The organism is Streptomyces sp. NPDC052496, from assembly GCF_040679095.1.
Lineage (GTDB): Bacteria > Actinomycetota > Actinomycetes > Streptomycetales > Streptomycetaceae > Streptomyces.
The window spans coordinates 179,308-194,241 of the sequence record NZ_JBFAUH010000019.1 but is presented as its reverse complement, the minus strand read 5'-3'; the positions used below and the strand labels follow the sequence as shown (position 1 = coordinate 194,241).

At 74.2% G+C, this 14,934-nt stretch carries 14 protein-coding genes; 6 read left to right on the top strand and 8 right to left on the bottom strand.

The window, feature by feature from the left end; all coding sequences use genetic code 11:
- The coding region (locus tag AB0L45_RS25285; protein WP_365843596.1) for a PQQ-binding-like beta-propeller repeat protein at positions 1-1,492 on the top strand (1,492 nt) is incomplete at its 5' end.
- Positions 1,493-1,498: 6 nt separating this feature from the next.
- Here AB0L45_RS25285 and AB0L45_RS25280 read toward each other — a convergent pair.
- Positions 1,499-2,338 carry a hypothetical protein gene (locus AB0L45_RS25280; protein WP_365843594.1) on the bottom strand — a complete coding sequence of 280 codons (840 nt, stop codon included), beginning with the start codon at positions 2,336-2,338 and terminating at the stop codon, positions 1,499-1,501.
- A gap of 228 nt (positions 2,339-2,566) precedes the next feature.
- Here AB0L45_RS25280 and AB0L45_RS25275 point away from each other — a divergent pair, with 228 nt between their 5' ends.
- Positions 2,567-3,145 (top strand): hypothetical protein, encoded by a 579-nt coding sequence (locus AB0L45_RS25275; protein ID WP_365843592.1) that lies wholly within the window; start codon positions 2,567-2,569, stop codon positions 3,143-3,145.
- The gene (locus tag AB0L45_RS25270) at positions 3,145-3,666 is read left to right on the top strand and encodes a hypothetical protein (protein WP_365843590.1); all 522 of its coding nucleotides are present in this window, start codon (positions 3,145-3,147) and stop codon (positions 3,664-3,666) included. The genes AB0L45_RS25275 and AB0L45_RS25270 overlap by 1 nt, the downstream gene beginning before the upstream one ends.
- Positions 3,667-3,727: 61 nt before the next feature.
- Here AB0L45_RS25270 and AB0L45_RS25265 read toward each other — a convergent pair whose 3' ends face one another.
- Genes AB0L45_RS25265 through AB0L45_RS25255 form a run of 3 tightly spaced genes read right to left on the bottom strand, consistent with a single transcriptional unit; the run spans position 3,728 to position 6,159 of the window.
- Positions 3,728-4,528: an enoyl-CoA hydratase/isomerase family protein gene (locus tag AB0L45_RS25265; protein WP_365843588.1), complete on the bottom strand. Its 801-nt coding sequence runs from the start codon at positions 4,526-4,528 to the stop codon at positions 3,728-3,730.
- Positions 4,525-5,001, bottom strand: a complete 477-nt coding sequence (locus tag AB0L45_RS25260; RefSeq protein WP_365843586.1) for an OB-fold domain-containing protein — start codon at positions 4,999-5,001, stop codon at positions 4,525-4,527. Before AB0L45_RS25260 ends, AB0L45_RS25265 begins: the two co-directional genes overlap by 4 nt.
- A gap of 6 nt (positions 5,002-5,007) precedes the next feature.
- Positions 5,008-6,159 (bottom strand): lipid-transfer protein, encoded by a 1,152-nt coding sequence (locus AB0L45_RS25255; RefSeq protein ID WP_365843584.1) that lies wholly within the window; start codon positions 6,157-6,159, stop codon positions 5,008-5,010.
- 163 nt (positions 6,160-6,322) lie between these two features.
- Here AB0L45_RS25255 and AB0L45_RS25250 point away from each other — a divergent pair, with 163 nt between their 5' ends.
- Entirely contained in the window at positions 6,323-7,972 is a 1,650-nt protein-coding gene (locus AB0L45_RS25250; protein ID WP_365843582.1) for a FadD3 family acyl-CoA ligase, read from the top strand.
- A gap of 38 nt (positions 7,973-8,010) precedes the next feature.
- Entirely contained in the window at positions 8,011-8,241 is a 231-nt protein-coding gene (locus AB0L45_RS25245) for a hypothetical protein (protein WP_365843580.1), read from the top strand.
- Between the two features lie 61 nt (positions 8,242-8,302).
- Here the strand turns inward: AB0L45_RS25245 and AB0L45_RS25240 are convergent, their stop codons facing one another.
- Entirely contained in the window at positions 8,303-9,931 is a 1,629-nt protein-coding gene (locus AB0L45_RS25240; protein ID WP_365843578.1) for an AMP-binding protein, read from the bottom strand.
- 152 nt (positions 9,932-10,083) lie between these two features.
- Here AB0L45_RS25240 and AB0L45_RS25235 point away from each other — a divergent pair, with 152 nt between their 5' ends.
- On the top strand, positions 10,084-10,515 hold the full coding sequence (locus AB0L45_RS25235; protein WP_365843576.1) for a pyridoxamine 5'-phosphate oxidase family protein: 432 nt from the start codon (positions 10,084-10,086) through the stop codon (positions 10,513-10,515).
- An 87-nt stretch (positions 10,516-10,602) separates the two neighbouring features.
- Here AB0L45_RS25235 and AB0L45_RS25230 read toward each other — a convergent pair whose 3' ends face one another.
- From AB0L45_RS25230 to AB0L45_RS25220, 3 genes are all read right to left on the bottom strand, one after another.
- Positions 10,603-10,824: a hypothetical protein gene (locus tag AB0L45_RS25230; RefSeq protein WP_365843574.1), complete on the bottom strand. Its 222-nt coding sequence runs from the start codon at positions 10,822-10,824 to the stop codon at positions 10,603-10,605.
- 341 nt (positions 10,825-11,165) lie between these two features.
- The gene (locus AB0L45_RS25225; protein ID WP_365843572.1) at positions 11,166-11,510 is read right to left on the bottom strand and encodes a laminin G; all 345 of its coding nucleotides are present in this window, start codon (positions 11,508-11,510) and stop codon (positions 11,166-11,168) included.
- A gap of 211 nt (positions 11,511-11,721) precedes the next feature.
- Complete coding sequence (locus AB0L45_RS25220) at positions 11,722-14,664, bottom strand: BTAD domain-containing putative transcriptional regulator (RefSeq protein WP_365843570.1); 2,943 nt, start codon at positions 14,662-14,664, stop codon at positions 11,722-11,724.
- Between the last annotated feature and the right edge of the window lie 270 nt (positions 14,665-14,934).

Genomic DNA, 14,934 nt, shown 5'->3' with positions numbered 1-14,934 from the left:
GCCGCCGCAGTCCGCGCCCGCCGGGCCGGTGGCCGCCGCGCCGCCGCTCTCCGCGGCCCCGCAGGCCCCGTCCGCCCCGCTCGCAGCGGCACGGCTGCCGGACGCCGACATTCCCGACGGCTCCGTACGCCTCGCCGGCACCTCGGCACCGATAGGCCCCGGCCCCCGCGCCGGGGACGGCGGCCAGCCGCAGCCGCCGCGCGCCCAGGCGCCCGCGACGGACTGGGTCCGGCCGCCCGCCGGCGCGCCCGCGCCCGGCTCGCACGAAGGCGAGCCGGCCGCGCCCCTGCCGCAGCAGGGCGGTGCCCCGGGGCACGGCTCCGGGCAGGCCCCCGCCGGGGCTTCCGCGGGCGCGGCCCCGGCCCGCTGGCGCCCCTGGCGCTTTCGCATGTCCAACGATGTGTGGGGCACGCCCACGGTCGCCGGTGACCTGCTGTACGTCACCTCCTTCGAGGTGCACGCCCTCGACGTGGCCAGCGGCCGGCGCCAGTTCAAGACCCGGGACGTGGCCTGGAGCATGGCCGTCGCGGACGGCCGTATCCACGCCTCCGACGGGCCCAGCCTGTACGCGCTGGACGCGGCCGACGGCGCCGAGCGCTGGCGGCTGGGCAGCGACGGCTGGATCTACGCGCTCAAGGCCGACCGGGGCACCGTCGTCACCGGCACCCGCGGCGGCGGCGTCCAGGCCTGGGAAGCCGCCACCGGCGAACGGCTGTGGGAGACCGGCGGCGTACAGACCGACTTCGAGACCGCCGACCTGGGACCGGTCCTGCACGAGGGCACGGTCTTCGTCTGGGCCGACGGGCGGCTGAAGGCCCTGGAGGCCCGTACGGGCGTGGAGCGCTGGTCGTACCCGGTCGGCGACGCGGCCTCCTGCGGCGGCGTGCCGGTGCGGCTGCTGCCCGCGCCGGACGGTGCCGTGTACGTCACCGCGGGGACACGGGTGCTGGCGATCGACATCGCCCGCGGCGAGGTGCGCTGGCACTTCGAGGCGCCCGCCGCCTTCCTCAGCCGCCCCGCGTTCGCACCGGGGCCCGCGGTGACCGGCGGCGGCCTCTACCTCGCCGACTACCTGGGCACGGTCTACGCCCTGGACGCGGCCGACGGCCGGGACCGCTGGCGCATCGCGACCGAGGCCCGGCAGTCCACCGAGCCGGTGCTGGTCGCGGACGGCGCCGTGCACCTCGGCAGCGGCAAGGCGCTCTACACCCTCGACGCCGTCACGGGCACGCCGCGCTGGCGCTTCCAGGCGGGCGGCGAGGTGATCGGCGCGCCCGTCGTGGCGGACGGCCGGGTGCACTTCGGCTCCGCCGACCACTGCCTGTACACCCTGGACGCGATGGGCGGACAGCTGCGCTGGAAGCTGGCCACCGGCGGCGAGATCACCGGCACACCGGTGGCCGTCGGGGGCGTCGTCTACGCGTGCAGCAAGGACCGGTGCGTGTACGCGCTGGACGCGGCGAAGGGGACGGGGCTGGCGCGGCGGTCGTGACGGGGGTCACGGCTCCTTGTCGAAGCGCGGGCGCTCCTCGGCAGCGGGCTCCGGGGGGCTCTGCTCCGGCCGCTCCGGGGGTTCCGAACGCTCCGGAGGCGGTGTGGTCCTCATGGGGCGCGTCTCGTCGTCGGGCCGGGGCGGCGGCTGTCCCGGGTCGTCCGAGGCCGGCGGCATCCGGACCGCGCGTGTGGGCTGGTCGTCCGCGGCCGGCTGACCCGACTCCGGCGGCGGGTGCCCGGCGCCCGGCCACCGTACGGGTGGCTGCTGGTGCGGTGCCTGGGGCGGCGGCGCGCCGTACGCGGGCACGCCCTGCGGCGGGGTGTCCCCGCCGCGGACCGGTCCGGGCTCCCACTCGGGGCCGGTGTTCACGAAGGCGGGGCCGCCGTACGGAGCGTCGTGCTCCGCGTCGTGGCTGACGGTGCGTACGCCGCGGCGCCCGCTCATCACCAGCGCCCCCAGCCACAGCAGCGCGCCCCCGCCGAGGGCGTACGCCACCCCGATGCCCAGGCCCCGGTCCGCGTTCTCGCCGACGGTCAGGCTGCCCGCCTCCTGGCCCTGGCGGACCATCCACAGGATGGTGAAGCCGAGCACCACCGCGCCGGCCACCGCGACGAGCAGGCGGGAGCGCAGCAGTACGCCGACCAGGGTCAGCAGCGCGGCGAAGGCCATCGGCAGGAACACCGAGCCGAACAGCTCGGCCTCCCCGTCGGTGAGGCCACGGAACAGGTCCTCGATACGGATCTCGCGTCCGGGGCGGCCGTCGTACCAGGCACGGAAGGGGCTCCAGACGGCGGCCGCCGCTCCGGCGAGGGCCAGTACGGATCCGAGTACGTTGCGCACCACAGGCGTCGCCTCTCAGGTCGCTGATTCGTCCCGTTTCCCTCTGTAAAAGACGCTACGCCCGACTGCGGGGGTGCGCCAGATCTCTGCGTTTTACCTGGTCAGGAGGAGATTTTGGGTAATGCAAAGAGGTTGCTAGTCTGCCGTGCACTCGTCAAGAAAAGATAAGGACGAGGTGCGCTGCCGCGTGCGGCGCGGTTCTTCCAACGGGGTCAACGGGGGCACAACATCATGAAGTTCCGTCATGTCCGCGCGGTCGCGGCGGCCGGGGTGGTCCTGGTCGCGCTCACCGGCGCCCGGCACTCGCACGGCGGCGGCTGCGGCAGCAGCCACAGCAGCAGCACGGGCGGCTCCAGCAGCAGCGGCAGCAGCACCAGCGGCGGCTACGAGGCCGGCACCGGCGGCTACGACGGCGGTACCAGCAGCGGCAGCTCCACCAGTGGCAGCTCGACGAGCGGCAGCACCTCCAGCGGCAGCACGTCCGGCTACACCACCGGCGGCTCCGGCAGCAGCCGCAGCGCGATGGGCGACATCAAGATCAACGGCTGCCAGTACAACGGCGCCGGAAGCGTGAAGACCACGGTCAGCGCCACCAACAGCTCGTCGACCACCAAGTACACGTACCTGCTGACGGTGAAGTTCACCGCGCCGGGCGGCAAGGACCTCGGTACCCGCCACCCGAGCATCCCGTACGTGATGCCGGGCCGCACCGACTCCACCGACGTGATCCAGTACGTGCCGTCCGACGCCGCCGTCGCCGGTACGTACCGCTGCTCGGTCACCGACGTCCAGCGCACCCCGCTGTCCTGATGGCCACCGAGGGACGACGGGCCGGCCGGGCGGCCGTCGCGGCCGCTGCGGTGGCCGCCTGCGCGCTCGGGCTGGTCGGCTGCGGTGCCCTGCTGCCCGGCGGGCACGCCCGCCGGGTGACACCGCCGCCGCCACCGCCCACCGGCTACAGCTACTCGCCGTCGTACGAGCCGTCGTACTCCTACTCGCCGTCGCCGACGCCGCAGGAGACGTACGACCCGGACGGCCGCACGGACGCGCGCGGCAGCAGCTGCCGCTACGACCAGTCGGCCCGCCGCCTCGAATACTCGGTCTCGGTGACCAACCCGTCGCTGAGCAAGACCTTCAAGTACGAGATGGCCGTCAACTGGATGAAGGCACGGCCCGCCGACGGCACGGCGTTCGGGCTGCACCAGCGCAGCATCATCGTCCGGCCTGGGCAGACCGAGACGTACACGGCCACGTACTACTACACCAACCGGTCGACGCAGGAGATGTGGTTCACCTGCGAGATCCGCAGGGCGCGCAAGTCGGAGCTGTGACGGGTCCGCCGGCGGCCCGGGGCGCCCACCGGGCCCTGCGGGCGCCGGGCGGCCCCTCGGGTCAGCGGACCCGGAAGTCCCGTGAGCGGCCCGCGAAGAGCTCCGCCTGCCGCTCCGGCGGCAGGCTGCCCAGCGCGATGAGCTGCGGGGCATGCGCGACCGCCTGTGCCAGCGCGGCCTGGCGGGACGCCCACAGGGCCCGTACGGTGCCCTGCACCGCGCCGGCCGGCTGGGCGGCGAGCACGGCGGCGGCGCGCCGGGCCGCGGCCACCGCGCCGCCCGGCGGCGTCAGCTCCGACACCAGGCCCGTCTCGTAGGCGCGCCGGGCGCCGAGCCGTTCCGCCGTGCCCATCAGGGACAGCCGCGCGATCTCGCCGTACGGCATCCGCTGCGCCATGAACACCGACTCGTACGCGCTGACCATCCCGTACGTCGTGTGCGGGTCGAAGAACGTGGCCTCCTCGGAGGCCACCAGGAACTCGCACTCGCCCAGCAGGTAGAACGCCCCGCCGCAGGCCATCCCCTCGACGGCCGCGACGACCGGCTTCCACAGGTCGTTCGCCTTCGGGCCGATGCCGAGCAGCGGGTCGTCGGCCGAGTACGGGGAGGACGGCTGCGGAACGTCCGCCGAGCGGTCGATGCCGGTGCAGAACGCCGCCCGCCCGGCGCCGGTCAGCACGATCGCGCGGATGTCGTCGGCGGAGCGGAACCGGCGCCAGACGGCCGCGAGCGCGCCGGCCGTCTCCAGGTCGACGGCGTTGTGGCGGCCGGGCCGGTCGAGGGTGACCAGGGCGACGCCGTCCGGCGTCGCCTCGACGCGGACCGGAGGCGGGGGCTCCGCAGGCGCGGACGGCGCTGTCACGGCCGCTCCAGCAGCCAGCGCGGCACGGTGACACCCGGCGCCTGCTCGTGGAACGCCACCCGCACCGCGGCGCCGATCCGGATCCGGGCCGGGTCGACGGAGTTCAGCGGGGCGTCCGGGGCGGTGACCAGATTGCCGACGAGGCGGATGCGCGGAGCGTCGGCCAGCTCCACCACGACGACGTTGTACGGGGCCTGCGCGGCGTAGGCGGGCAGCAGCGGTGGGTGCGGCACGACGTACGACCAGATGCGGCCCCGGCCGGACATCCGCCGCCAGCGGTCGTCGAAGGACTGGCAGTGCGGGCAGCACGGGCGGGGCGGGAAGCGCAGCTCGCCGCAGGCGGCGCAGGCCTGGACGCGGAGTTCGTGGCGGGCGGTGTACGCCCAGAACGGGGCGCCGTCGTCGTCGGGGACGGGGAGCAGGAAGGTTTCGCCGGATCCGTTGTCAGTGGCCGGCCCCATGCTGGTGGACATGAGCACTCAACTCCTCAGCAGCAGCGCCGATGTCGGGACGCCCTCCCCGGCCGTGACCAGGCAGGTGGCGGCGTCCGGGACCTGCGCGGTGCTGGTGCCGCGCAGTTGCCGGACGCCCTCGGTGATGAGGTTGAAGCCGTGGACGTACGCCTCGCTCAGCCCGCCGCCCGCGGTGTTGAGGGGGAGCCGGCCGCCGGTCTCCAGGGCGCCGCCCTCGGTGAAGGCCGCGCCCTCGCCGCGCCCGCAGAAGCCGTAGCCCTCCAGGGAGAGCGGGACCAACGCGGTGAACGCGTCGTAGATCTGCGCCACGTCGACGTCCCCGGGGCCGAAGTCGGCCTGCTTCCACAGCTGCCGGGCGGCGGTCCAGGCCGGTCCGGTGAGCGGGTCGTCGGTCCAGTAGTTCACCATGCCGTGGTGCTGGGCGGGCAGGCCCTGCGCGGCGGAGTGGACGTAGACCGGGCGGTGGCGCAGGTCGCGGGCGCGTTCGGCGGCGACGACCACGCAGGCCAGCGCGCCGTCGGTCTCCAGGCAGTTGTCGAAGAGGCAGAGCGGCTCGCTGATCCAGCGGGCGGTCATGTACATCTCGCGGGTCAGCGGCCGGTCGTACATGACCGCGGCCGGGTTCTGGTTGGCCCGGTTGCGGCAGGCGAGGGCGACGTTGAAGAAGTGGTCGCGGGTGGCGCCGTAGTCGTGCATGTAGCGCCGGGCGAGGATGCCGATCTCGTCGGCGGGCCGCAGCAGACCGAAGGGGCGGGTCCATTGGGCCGGAGTGGGCAGTTGGACAGCGGTGTTCCGCCACGGGCGGGGCCCCGAACCGCGCTTGCGCGAGCGCCAGGCGACCCCCACGCTCGCCTGCCCGGTGGCGATCGCCGCCGCCAGGTGCGCGACGGTCGCGCACGAACCGCCGCCACCGTAACCGGCCTTGGCGAAGAAGGTGACGTCCCCGGCGCCGATGGCCTTGGCGACCTCCACCTCGTCGGTCTCCTCCATGGTGTACGAGGCGAACGCGTCCACCTCGGCCGGGGCGATCCCCGCGTCGTCCAGGGCCGCGACGATCGCCCGGCACGCCAGCGCGCGCTCGGACTCCGGCAGCCGCTTGGCGAACGCCGTCTGGCCTATCCCGGCTATCACCGCCGCGTCCTTGAGGGTCGCGCCCATCGCCACCTCCGTGGTCGGCCGTCCTTACGGACCTCGGTGCCGCCGGCGCGGGCGTCCGGGCCGGGGCCGGGGACGTCCGTGCTGACAGCCGAGGAGGCTACCGCTAACCTGACGGGTAGTCAGCTCCCTGTATCCGGTCGGCTTTCCCGCGGGAGGTTGTGCGATGCCCGGTGACCTGGACGAGCCCGGCGCCACCGACCCCCGCGCCGACCTGGAGCACGGCACGATTCCCCGCCTGGTGCGCGCCGCCGCCGCGCGGTACGGCCCGGCCGAGGCGGTCGCCGAAGGGCGCCACCGCCTGACGTACGCCGCGCTGGGGGAGCGGGTCGGACGGGCCGCGGCGGCCTGCGTCGCCGCCGGCGTCGGCCCCGGTGACCGGGTGGCCGTCTGGGCCCCCAACACCGCCGACTGGATCACCGCGGCGCTCGGCGCGGTGACCGCGGGCGCCGTCCTGGTGCCGGTCAACACCCGCTTCAAGGGCGCCGAGGCGGCCGATGTGCTGCGCCGCACCCGCACCCGCCTGCTCTTCGTCACCGGCACGTTCCTCGGCACGTCCTACGTGGCCTCGCTGCGCCGCGCGGCCCGGGACGGCACCGGCCGCGGACCGCTGCCCGGCCTGCCGGACCTGGAGCAGGCCGTCGTCCTGTCGGCGGACGCCCCCGACGGCTTCCGCACCTGGCAGGACTTCCTGGCGGCGGGCGAGGCGGTGCCCGCTGCCACGGTGCGCGCGCGGGCCGACGCGATCCGCCCCGAGGACCCCTCCGACATCATCTTCACCTCCGGTACCACCGGCCGCCCCAAGGGCGCGGTGATCAGCCACGCCCAGACCCTGCGTGCGTACGCCGTCTGGAGCGAACTCGCCGGACTCGCGCCCGGCGACCGCTACCTGATCGTCAACCCCTTCTTCCACACCTTCGGCTACAAGGCCGGGATCATCGCCTGCCTGCTGCGCGGCGCGACGATGATCCCGCAGCCGGTCTTCGGCGTCCCCACGGCGCTCGCCCACATCGCCGCCGAGCGCGTCACGGTCCTGCCCGGCCCGCCCACCCTCCACCAGCAGCTCCTCGACCACCCCGACCGGACCCGGTACGACCTGGGCTCGCTGCGCCTGGTCGTCACCGGCGCCGCCGTCGTACCGCTGGAACTGGTCGAACGGCTCCGCACCGAACTGGGCGTCGGCACGGTCCTGACCGCCTACGGCCTCTCGGAGTGCTCCGGCATCGTCACGATGTGCCGCCGCGACGACCCGCCCGCGACCGTCGCGGCCACCTCCGGACGCGCCATACCGGGCACCGCGGTACGGATCGCGGACCCCGGCGGCCGGCCGGTGCCGCCCGGCACGGCGGGCGAGGTCCAGGTCCGCGGCTACCACGTCATGTCCGGGTACTACGAAGACCCGCAGGCCACCGCGGACGTGCTGACGCCGGACGGGTGGCTGCGCACCGGCGACGCCGGAGTGCTGGACGCCGAAGGCAACCTGCGCATCACCGACCGCCTCAAGGACATGTTCATCGTCGGCGGCTTCAACGCCTACCCCGCCGAGATCGAGCACCTGCTGGCCCGCCACCCGGAGGTGGCCGAGGTCGCCGTCGTCGGCGTTCCCGATCCCCGGCTCGGCGAGGTCGGCAAGGCGTACGCGGTGCGCCGCCCGCGCTCCACGCTCACCGCGGCGGAGCTGATCGCCTGGGCGCGCAGGGAGATGGCGAACTACAAGGTGCCGCGGGAGGTCACGTTCGTGGCGGCGCTGCCGCGCAACGCGAGCGGGAAGATCGTGAAGAGGGAGCTGGGAGACGGACTCCGGGCCTCCTCGTAGCAGGTTGGAAAGCGGGCCTCGCGTGGAAGGCGTGCAGTATGAGCACTCCGTACCCCGACGGGCCGGAACCCGGCGGCCCCGTACCCGACCCGCCCGGCCCCACCCCCGGCCCGCAGCCCGGGCACGACCCCCGGCCGGGCCCCGGCCACCCCGACCCGAGCCCGCCCCCGCCCGGACCGAGCGACCCCATGGGGCCGGACCCGATCCCGCGGCCGTCCGACCCCGACGCGGCTCCGGAGCCGGCGCCGCAGCCCGGCCCCCTCACCTGACCCAGGCCCCTCACTGGCCCCGGCCCCTCCATGACCCCGGCCCCTCCATGACCCCAGCCCCTCACCTGACCCCGGCCGGCGGCTCAGTGCCCCCGAACCGTTCCCGCAGCGCCCCCTTGAGCACCTTGCCCAAGGGCCCGCCCCGCGGCAGCGCGTCCAGCACCTCCAGCTGCTCCGGCAGCTTCTGCGGCATCAGCCCGGCCCGGCGCAGGTGGGCGGTGAGCGCGTCCAGCGTCAGCGCCCCCGCGCCCGGCCCGGGCACCGGCCCGGACCCCGGCCCCGGACCCGCTGCCGCCGGCGTCACCACCGCGCAGACCCGTTCACCGCGCTCCCGGTCCGGCAGGCCGATCACCGCCACCTCGCCCACCGCCGGGTGGGCGCGGATCAGCTCCTCGATCTCCGGGGCGGAGATGTTCTCGCCCTTCCTGATGATGATGTCCTTGAGCCGCCCGGTGATGACGAGATGCCCGTCCGTACGCAGCAGCCCCAGGTCACCGGTGCGGAAGTAACCGTCCGCGTCGAACACCTCGGCCGTCAGCGCCGGATCCGTGTAGCCGCGGCAGACCATCGGCCCGCGTACCGTGATCTCGCCCGCTTCGCCGGGCTCCGCCGCGCTGCCGTCGGGACGGGCGATCCGGACACGCGCCCCGGTCACCGGCTTCCCCACGGTGTGCGCCAGCTGTTCGTCGGTGTCGTACGGCGTGCCCATCGTGATCATGGGACACTCCGTCATCCCGTACCCGTGCACCACCGCGCACTCCAGCTCGCGGCGCGCCGCGTGGTACAGCTCCGGCGGGAGCGGTGCCCCGCCTCCGGTCAGCAGCCGCAGGGTGGGGATGAGCGGGTCCGCCGGCCCCGGCCCGGCATGTGCCCGCCGTCGCCGGGCCTCGTCGAGGAACGCCTGGTAGAAGGCGGTGCTGCCACCGGCCGTCGTCACGTGGTGCCGCCGGTACGCGGCCACCGCCGCGGCCGGCTCGAACACGTCGAGCAGTACGGCCGGAAAGCCGCTGAGCAGCATCGTGATGACGTAATCGGGCCCGGCGACGTGCGCGAACGGGAAGGCGACCGAGCCGGTGTCCGCGTCCGTCGTGCCCAGCGCGGTGGCCAGCCCGATGCCGCCCGCGAGGAGCGAGCCGTCGGTGTGCTCGACGCCCTTGGGCTCGGCGGTGGTGCCGGAGGTGTAGTAGATCCAGGTCGGTGTGCTGCCCGGCGGTACGAAACCCGGCACACTGCCGTCGGGCGGGGCTTCCGGCAGCCCGTCGGCGACGGAGAGCACGCGTACGCCGTCGGGCGCGGCCTTCCGCAGCATGGCCGCGTAGTCGTGGCCGCGCCACTCGCCCGGCACGATCGCGTACGTGGCGGCCGACTGCCGGAGCGCGAAGCCGACCTCGCGCTCCCGGTGCAGGTGCAGGACGGGTATCTGTACGGCTCCGAGGCGGGCCAGCGCGAGGGACACCGCGACGGTCAGGGGCCAGGTGGGCAGCTGCCACAGGACGCGCGTGCCGGCGCCGATCCCCAGCCCGTGGAAGCCGGCCGCCAGCCGCAGGGCCCGGTCCCGTACCTCGCCGAAGCTGACGGACCGGCCGGATCCGGTGGTGGTCTCGTCGTGGAACATCGGCGCCCGCGGGGACAGCTCCGCCCGGTACTGCATCAGTTCCCACAGCGAACGCACACGATCGGGTTCGAACACGTCGCGCCTCCTAGGGGAGCGGGGGCGTGAACGTACCAGACCCGCCATGATGTGACGAGGCGTCAGGCAGGGTGCGGGTGGAACATTCCCGCGAGCGGCGACGTTGGGCGGGCTGGTGGCCTTGTCCGCACGAGCACGCGAGGAGACGATCCATGCCGTTGAGTACGGAAGAGCGCGCAGCATTCCTGGCCGAGCCGCACATCGGGGCGCTGTCGGTGGCATCGGGCGAGGCGGACCGCGCCCCGCTCACCGTGCCCATCTGGTACGCGTACGAGCCGGGCGGTGACCTGTGGATCACCACCGAGCGGGACTCGCGCAAGAACCGGCTGATCACGGCGGCGGGCCGGTTCTCCCTGATGGTGGACCGGGTCACGCCGACGGTCCGCTATGTGTCGGTCGAGGGCGAGGTCGTCTCGGCCGAGCCGTCGACGGACGGGGAACTGCGCGCGATGGCCGAGCGCTACCTGCCTCCGGAGGCCGCGGCGGCGTACCTCAAGGACGTACTGCCCACGTTCGGTCCGTCGGTGACCATCCGGATGCGGCCGCGGCGCTGGCTGTCGGCGGACATGGGATCGCTCGGGTAGCGGCGGCGCGGTACGCCGCGGGGGCCGGCCCCTCACCCGGACCGGCCCCCGCGGCATGCGTACCCGGGCCCGGAACGGGCCGGCGGGTCACGGCCGGTGGTTGTCCTGCGGTGCGAGACCGCCGGCGTCCGGCCGGTGGTTGTCCGGTGCCACCGAGCGGTCGGACGGTATCGGGCGGTGGTTGTCCTGGGCGCCGACGCCGGCCGCCCGGACCGGCGTGTGGCTGTCGGCCATGGCGGGGGCCGCCGCGGCGCCCGCCACCGCGGTGGTCAGGGCGAGGGTGACGAGGGTGCGCTTGATACGGCTCATTTCCAACTCCTCCGTGGGGGAATCCCTGGTGAGTGACGCTAGCTAACGGTGAGGCGGATGTTCGATCCCCCCGGCTGGAAATAGCCGTAAAAATGGGGAGAAATCAATATGGCTGTGGATATGCCGCGGGGACCGGCTTCGATGGCTCCCCCCTGAGTGCCATCGAAACCGGCCCCCGCGATCCCCCGGATCCCCCCGGATCCCCCGATCCCCGGATTCAGCGGTCCCCCCGGATCCCCCGATCCCCCGGACCGCCGAAACCGCAGTGGGTCTCTGTGTGGTGGTGCTCGCCGTACGGGCGGGCCGTGCTTCCCCCGTGGCCCGCCCGTACGGGCGTCGCGCTACTTCGGCTCGGCGACGGGCACGCTGCCCTCGTCCATCACGACCACATGGGCGTCCTCGGCGACCAGCGGGCCGTCGATGATGGGCCGGTGGCTGTCCTCGGGCTTGATGGGCCGGTGGCTGTCCATGGGCTGGATCGGCCGGTGGCTGTCCTCCGGCAGAATCGGCCGGTGACTGTCCATGGGCTGGATCGGCCGGTGGCTGTCCATCGGCTGGATCGGCCGGTGGCTGTCCATCGGCTGAATCGGCCGGTGGCTGTCCTCCGGCTGGATGGGCCGGTGGCTGTCCATCGGCTTGACGATGTCCTTGTCGTCGTCCTTTCGAGCCTGGTTCTGAGAGCTCACGGTGATCAACTCCGTTGTGTGGGCGCTGTCGGCCCACCCGGCCGGCAACTCCCCCGTGGGTCGCCGGACGGGCGGACCGCGGCCTGGCACCTTACGGTGGGGCCTGGTCACCGAGCCGCTTGCCCCCCGAGGCGGCGGATCGGTTAAGAAGAGACTGGCCCCTCGCGATGAACGATCGATAAACGCCTGAAGCCCACGGTCCGGGCGGCTTTTACACCAGCGCGACGGGGGCGGTGAGACGGTGTATCTCCCCGTCCACGGGCAGGCCCATCTGCTCGTGGATGGACACGACTTCCTGCCAGCAGACCTTCGCCCGGCCGGTGTGCCCGATCTGGTTCAGGGCGTGCCCCAGGGTCGTCAGCGCGTCGGCCCGCCACCGGCCGCCGCCCAGCCCCCGCAGGGCGGACAGTGCCTGCTCGGCGTAGTTGGCCGCGTTGGCCGGCCGGTGCGCCGCGAGGTCGACCTCGGCCAGCCGCAGGTAGGCCATGCCCTCCCAGAACCGCTGCCGGCTGTCGCGGAAGATGGCGAGCGCCTCGGTCAGCTGCTGGGTGGCCTCGTCGAGTCTGCCGGCCAGCGTCAGCGCGATGCCGAGCGCGTACATCCCGTTGCCGAGGCGGCGGGAGGCACCGACCTCCCGCAGGGCGGCGATGCCCTGCTCGGCGAGCTGGATGGCGCTCTCGACGCGCCCGGTGTCCAGGTGCAGGCGCGAGAGGTTGCACAGCGCGCTCGCCTCGGACTGCTTGTTGTTGTTCTCGCGGAAGGCCAGCAGGGCCTGGTTCAGGTAGCCCTCGGCCGCCTCGTGGCGGTGCTGGATGCTGGCGATGATGCCCCGGTCGTTGGGGCCGTTGGAGGCGGAGAAGGAGTCTCCGGCGGCGAGCCCCAGCAGGGTGGCCAGCTTCGCGTGCTCGTCCGCCTCGTTGAGCCGGCCGGACTGGATGTAGATGGGGGCCAGCGACCAGTGGGCCCGGCCTTCCGCGTGCTGGTCACCGGCCCGGCGCGCGGCGGCCAGCAGGGCGAGGTTGGCCTGCTCGTACTGGCGGTTGTTGGCGCCGGACTCGGCCATGTCCCGGGTCAGGAGCAGCAGGTCGACGGCGCGTCGCAGCACCTTCTCGCCGGTGTTCTGCAGCGCGCAGGCGATCAGGCAGCGGGTCTCGTTGAAGAGCCAGCTGAGCGCCTCGGAGCGGTCGGCGAAGGTCAGGCCCGGGTAGTGCGGGGTCTCGGTGTGGTCGGCGAGGCGGTCGCCGGGGCGCTCCAGCGCGTACATGTGGGTGGCGGTGGCCAGGTAGAAGTCCAGCAGCCGGGACAGGGCCGCCGCGCGCTCCTCCGGCGGCTGCTCGTCGCGCTCGGCGCAGCCGCGGGCGTAGAGGCGTACCAGGTCGTGGAAGCGGTAGCGGCCGGGGGCCGCGGACTCCAGGAGGGAGGTGTCGACGAGCGTTTCGAGGAGTTCCTCGGCGTCGTCGGTCTCCATGTCGAGCAGCGCGGCCGCGGCGGCGAGCGAGATGTCGGGGCCGTCGGCCAGGCCCAGCAGGCGGAAGGCCCGCGCCTGGCGGGGCTCCAGCTGCTTGTAGCCCAGTTCGAAGGTGGAGTTCACGGCGAGGTCGCCGGCGCGCAGCTCGTCCAGCCTGCGGCGTTCGTCGGCGAGCTTGCGGGCGAGTACGGAGACGGTCCAGGTACGGCGGGCCGCCAGCCGGGACGCGGCGATCCGGATGGCCAGCGGCAGGAAACCGCAGGCGCCGACCACGTCCATGGACGCCTCGCGCTCGGCGTTGACCCGCTCCTCGCCGACGATGAGGGCGAAGAGGGTGAACGCTTCGTCAGGGCTCATCACGTCCAGGTCGACCAGGTGCGCGCCGGCCAGGTCTATCATCCGGATGCGGCTGGTGATCAGCGCCGCGCAGCCGTCCGTACCGGGCAGCAGCGGGCGGACCTGGGCGGCGTCGCGGGCGTTGTCGAGCAGGACCAGCACCCGGCGGCCGGCCAGGGACGAGCGGTAGAGGGCGGCCCGTTCCGCGATGCCGTCGGGGATGGCCGTACCGGGGGTGCCGAGTGCGCGCAGGAACGCGCCCAGCACCGCTTCCGGGTCGGACGGGGAGTGTCCGGCGCCCTGGAGGTCCACGTACAGCTGGCCGTCCGGGAAGTGCGCGTGGGCGGCGTGCGCGACGTGCACGGCGAGGGTCGTCTTGCCGACGCCGCCGATGCCGGTGAGCGCCGAGACGGCCATCACCCGGCCCTCGGCGGTGGCGAGCTGCTCGCTCAGTTCCGTGACGAAGGCGGCCCGGCCGGTGAAGTCGGCGACCGTGGCCGGAAGTTGCTGCGGGCGGACGAAGACGGGCTCGCCGGGGTCCTGGACGCCGGGCGGCATGGTGGGCGCGTCCAGCTCGGTGTCCGCGCGTAGGATGCGCTGCTGGAGGTCGGAGAGCGACGCGCAGGGGTCCACCCCCAGCTCATCGGCGAGCAGACGCCGCGTGTCGGCGTATACGGCGAGTGCCTCGGCCTGCCGGCCGCTGCGGTACAGCGCCAGCATGAGGAGTTCTCGCAGCCGCTCCCGCAGCGGGTGGGCGGCGGTCAGCGCGGTCAGCTCCGAGACGGCCTCGGCGTGGCAGCCCAGCTCCAGGTCGAGTTCCAGGCGCGTCTCCATGAGGGACAGGCGCCACTCCTCCAGGCGGGTGCGCTGGTTCTCCGCGTAGGGCCCGGCGAGGTTGGCCAGCGGTTCGCCGTCCCACAGGGCCAGCGCGGAGTCCAGGAGGTCCCGGGCGCGGCAGCGGTCGCCGGACGCCTTGGCCTTCTCGGCCTCGGCCGCGTACTGCTCGGCGTGGTCCATGTCCAGGTCGAGCGGCTGGTTGTCCACGGGCCGCAGCGCGTAGCCGCCGGACTCGCTGACCAGGGTGTCCGCGTCCGCGCCGAGCGCTTTGCGGATGCGGGAGGCGTACGTGCGCAGCGCCGCGAGGGCGGCGTGCGGTGGTTCCTCGCCCCAGAGGGCGTCGACGAGTTCGGACGCGGTGGCGGTGCGTCCGCCCCGCAGGAGAAGGGCGGCCAGCAGCGCACGCTGCTGCGGGGAGCCGGCCGCCAGTGGCGTCGCGCCGCGCCAGGCCCGTACGGGACCGAGCACGGTGAAGCGGAGCCGCTCCTGGCCCTGCCCCGGACCGTCGTCCATGGTGTCCCCCTGCCCTGTGCACTTCGTTCGCATCGGCCAGTCTGCCTTGTCGTAGCCCCTTACGTCAGTAGGGGTCCGGTCTCAGCACCGACTCTCCACGCCTGGTGTTCGGGCTGGTGTTCGGCTGTGCGGCGGGTGGGGGGCCGGGCCGGGCGGGGGTGCGGATGCCCGTGCGGATGCGCGTGCAGCTGCCCGTGCGCGGTCCGGGCGCGGTCGCGGGCCCGAGCGTCGCTGCTCAGCCGCCTGTGCGGCCGCGTGCTGCCCGGTGTG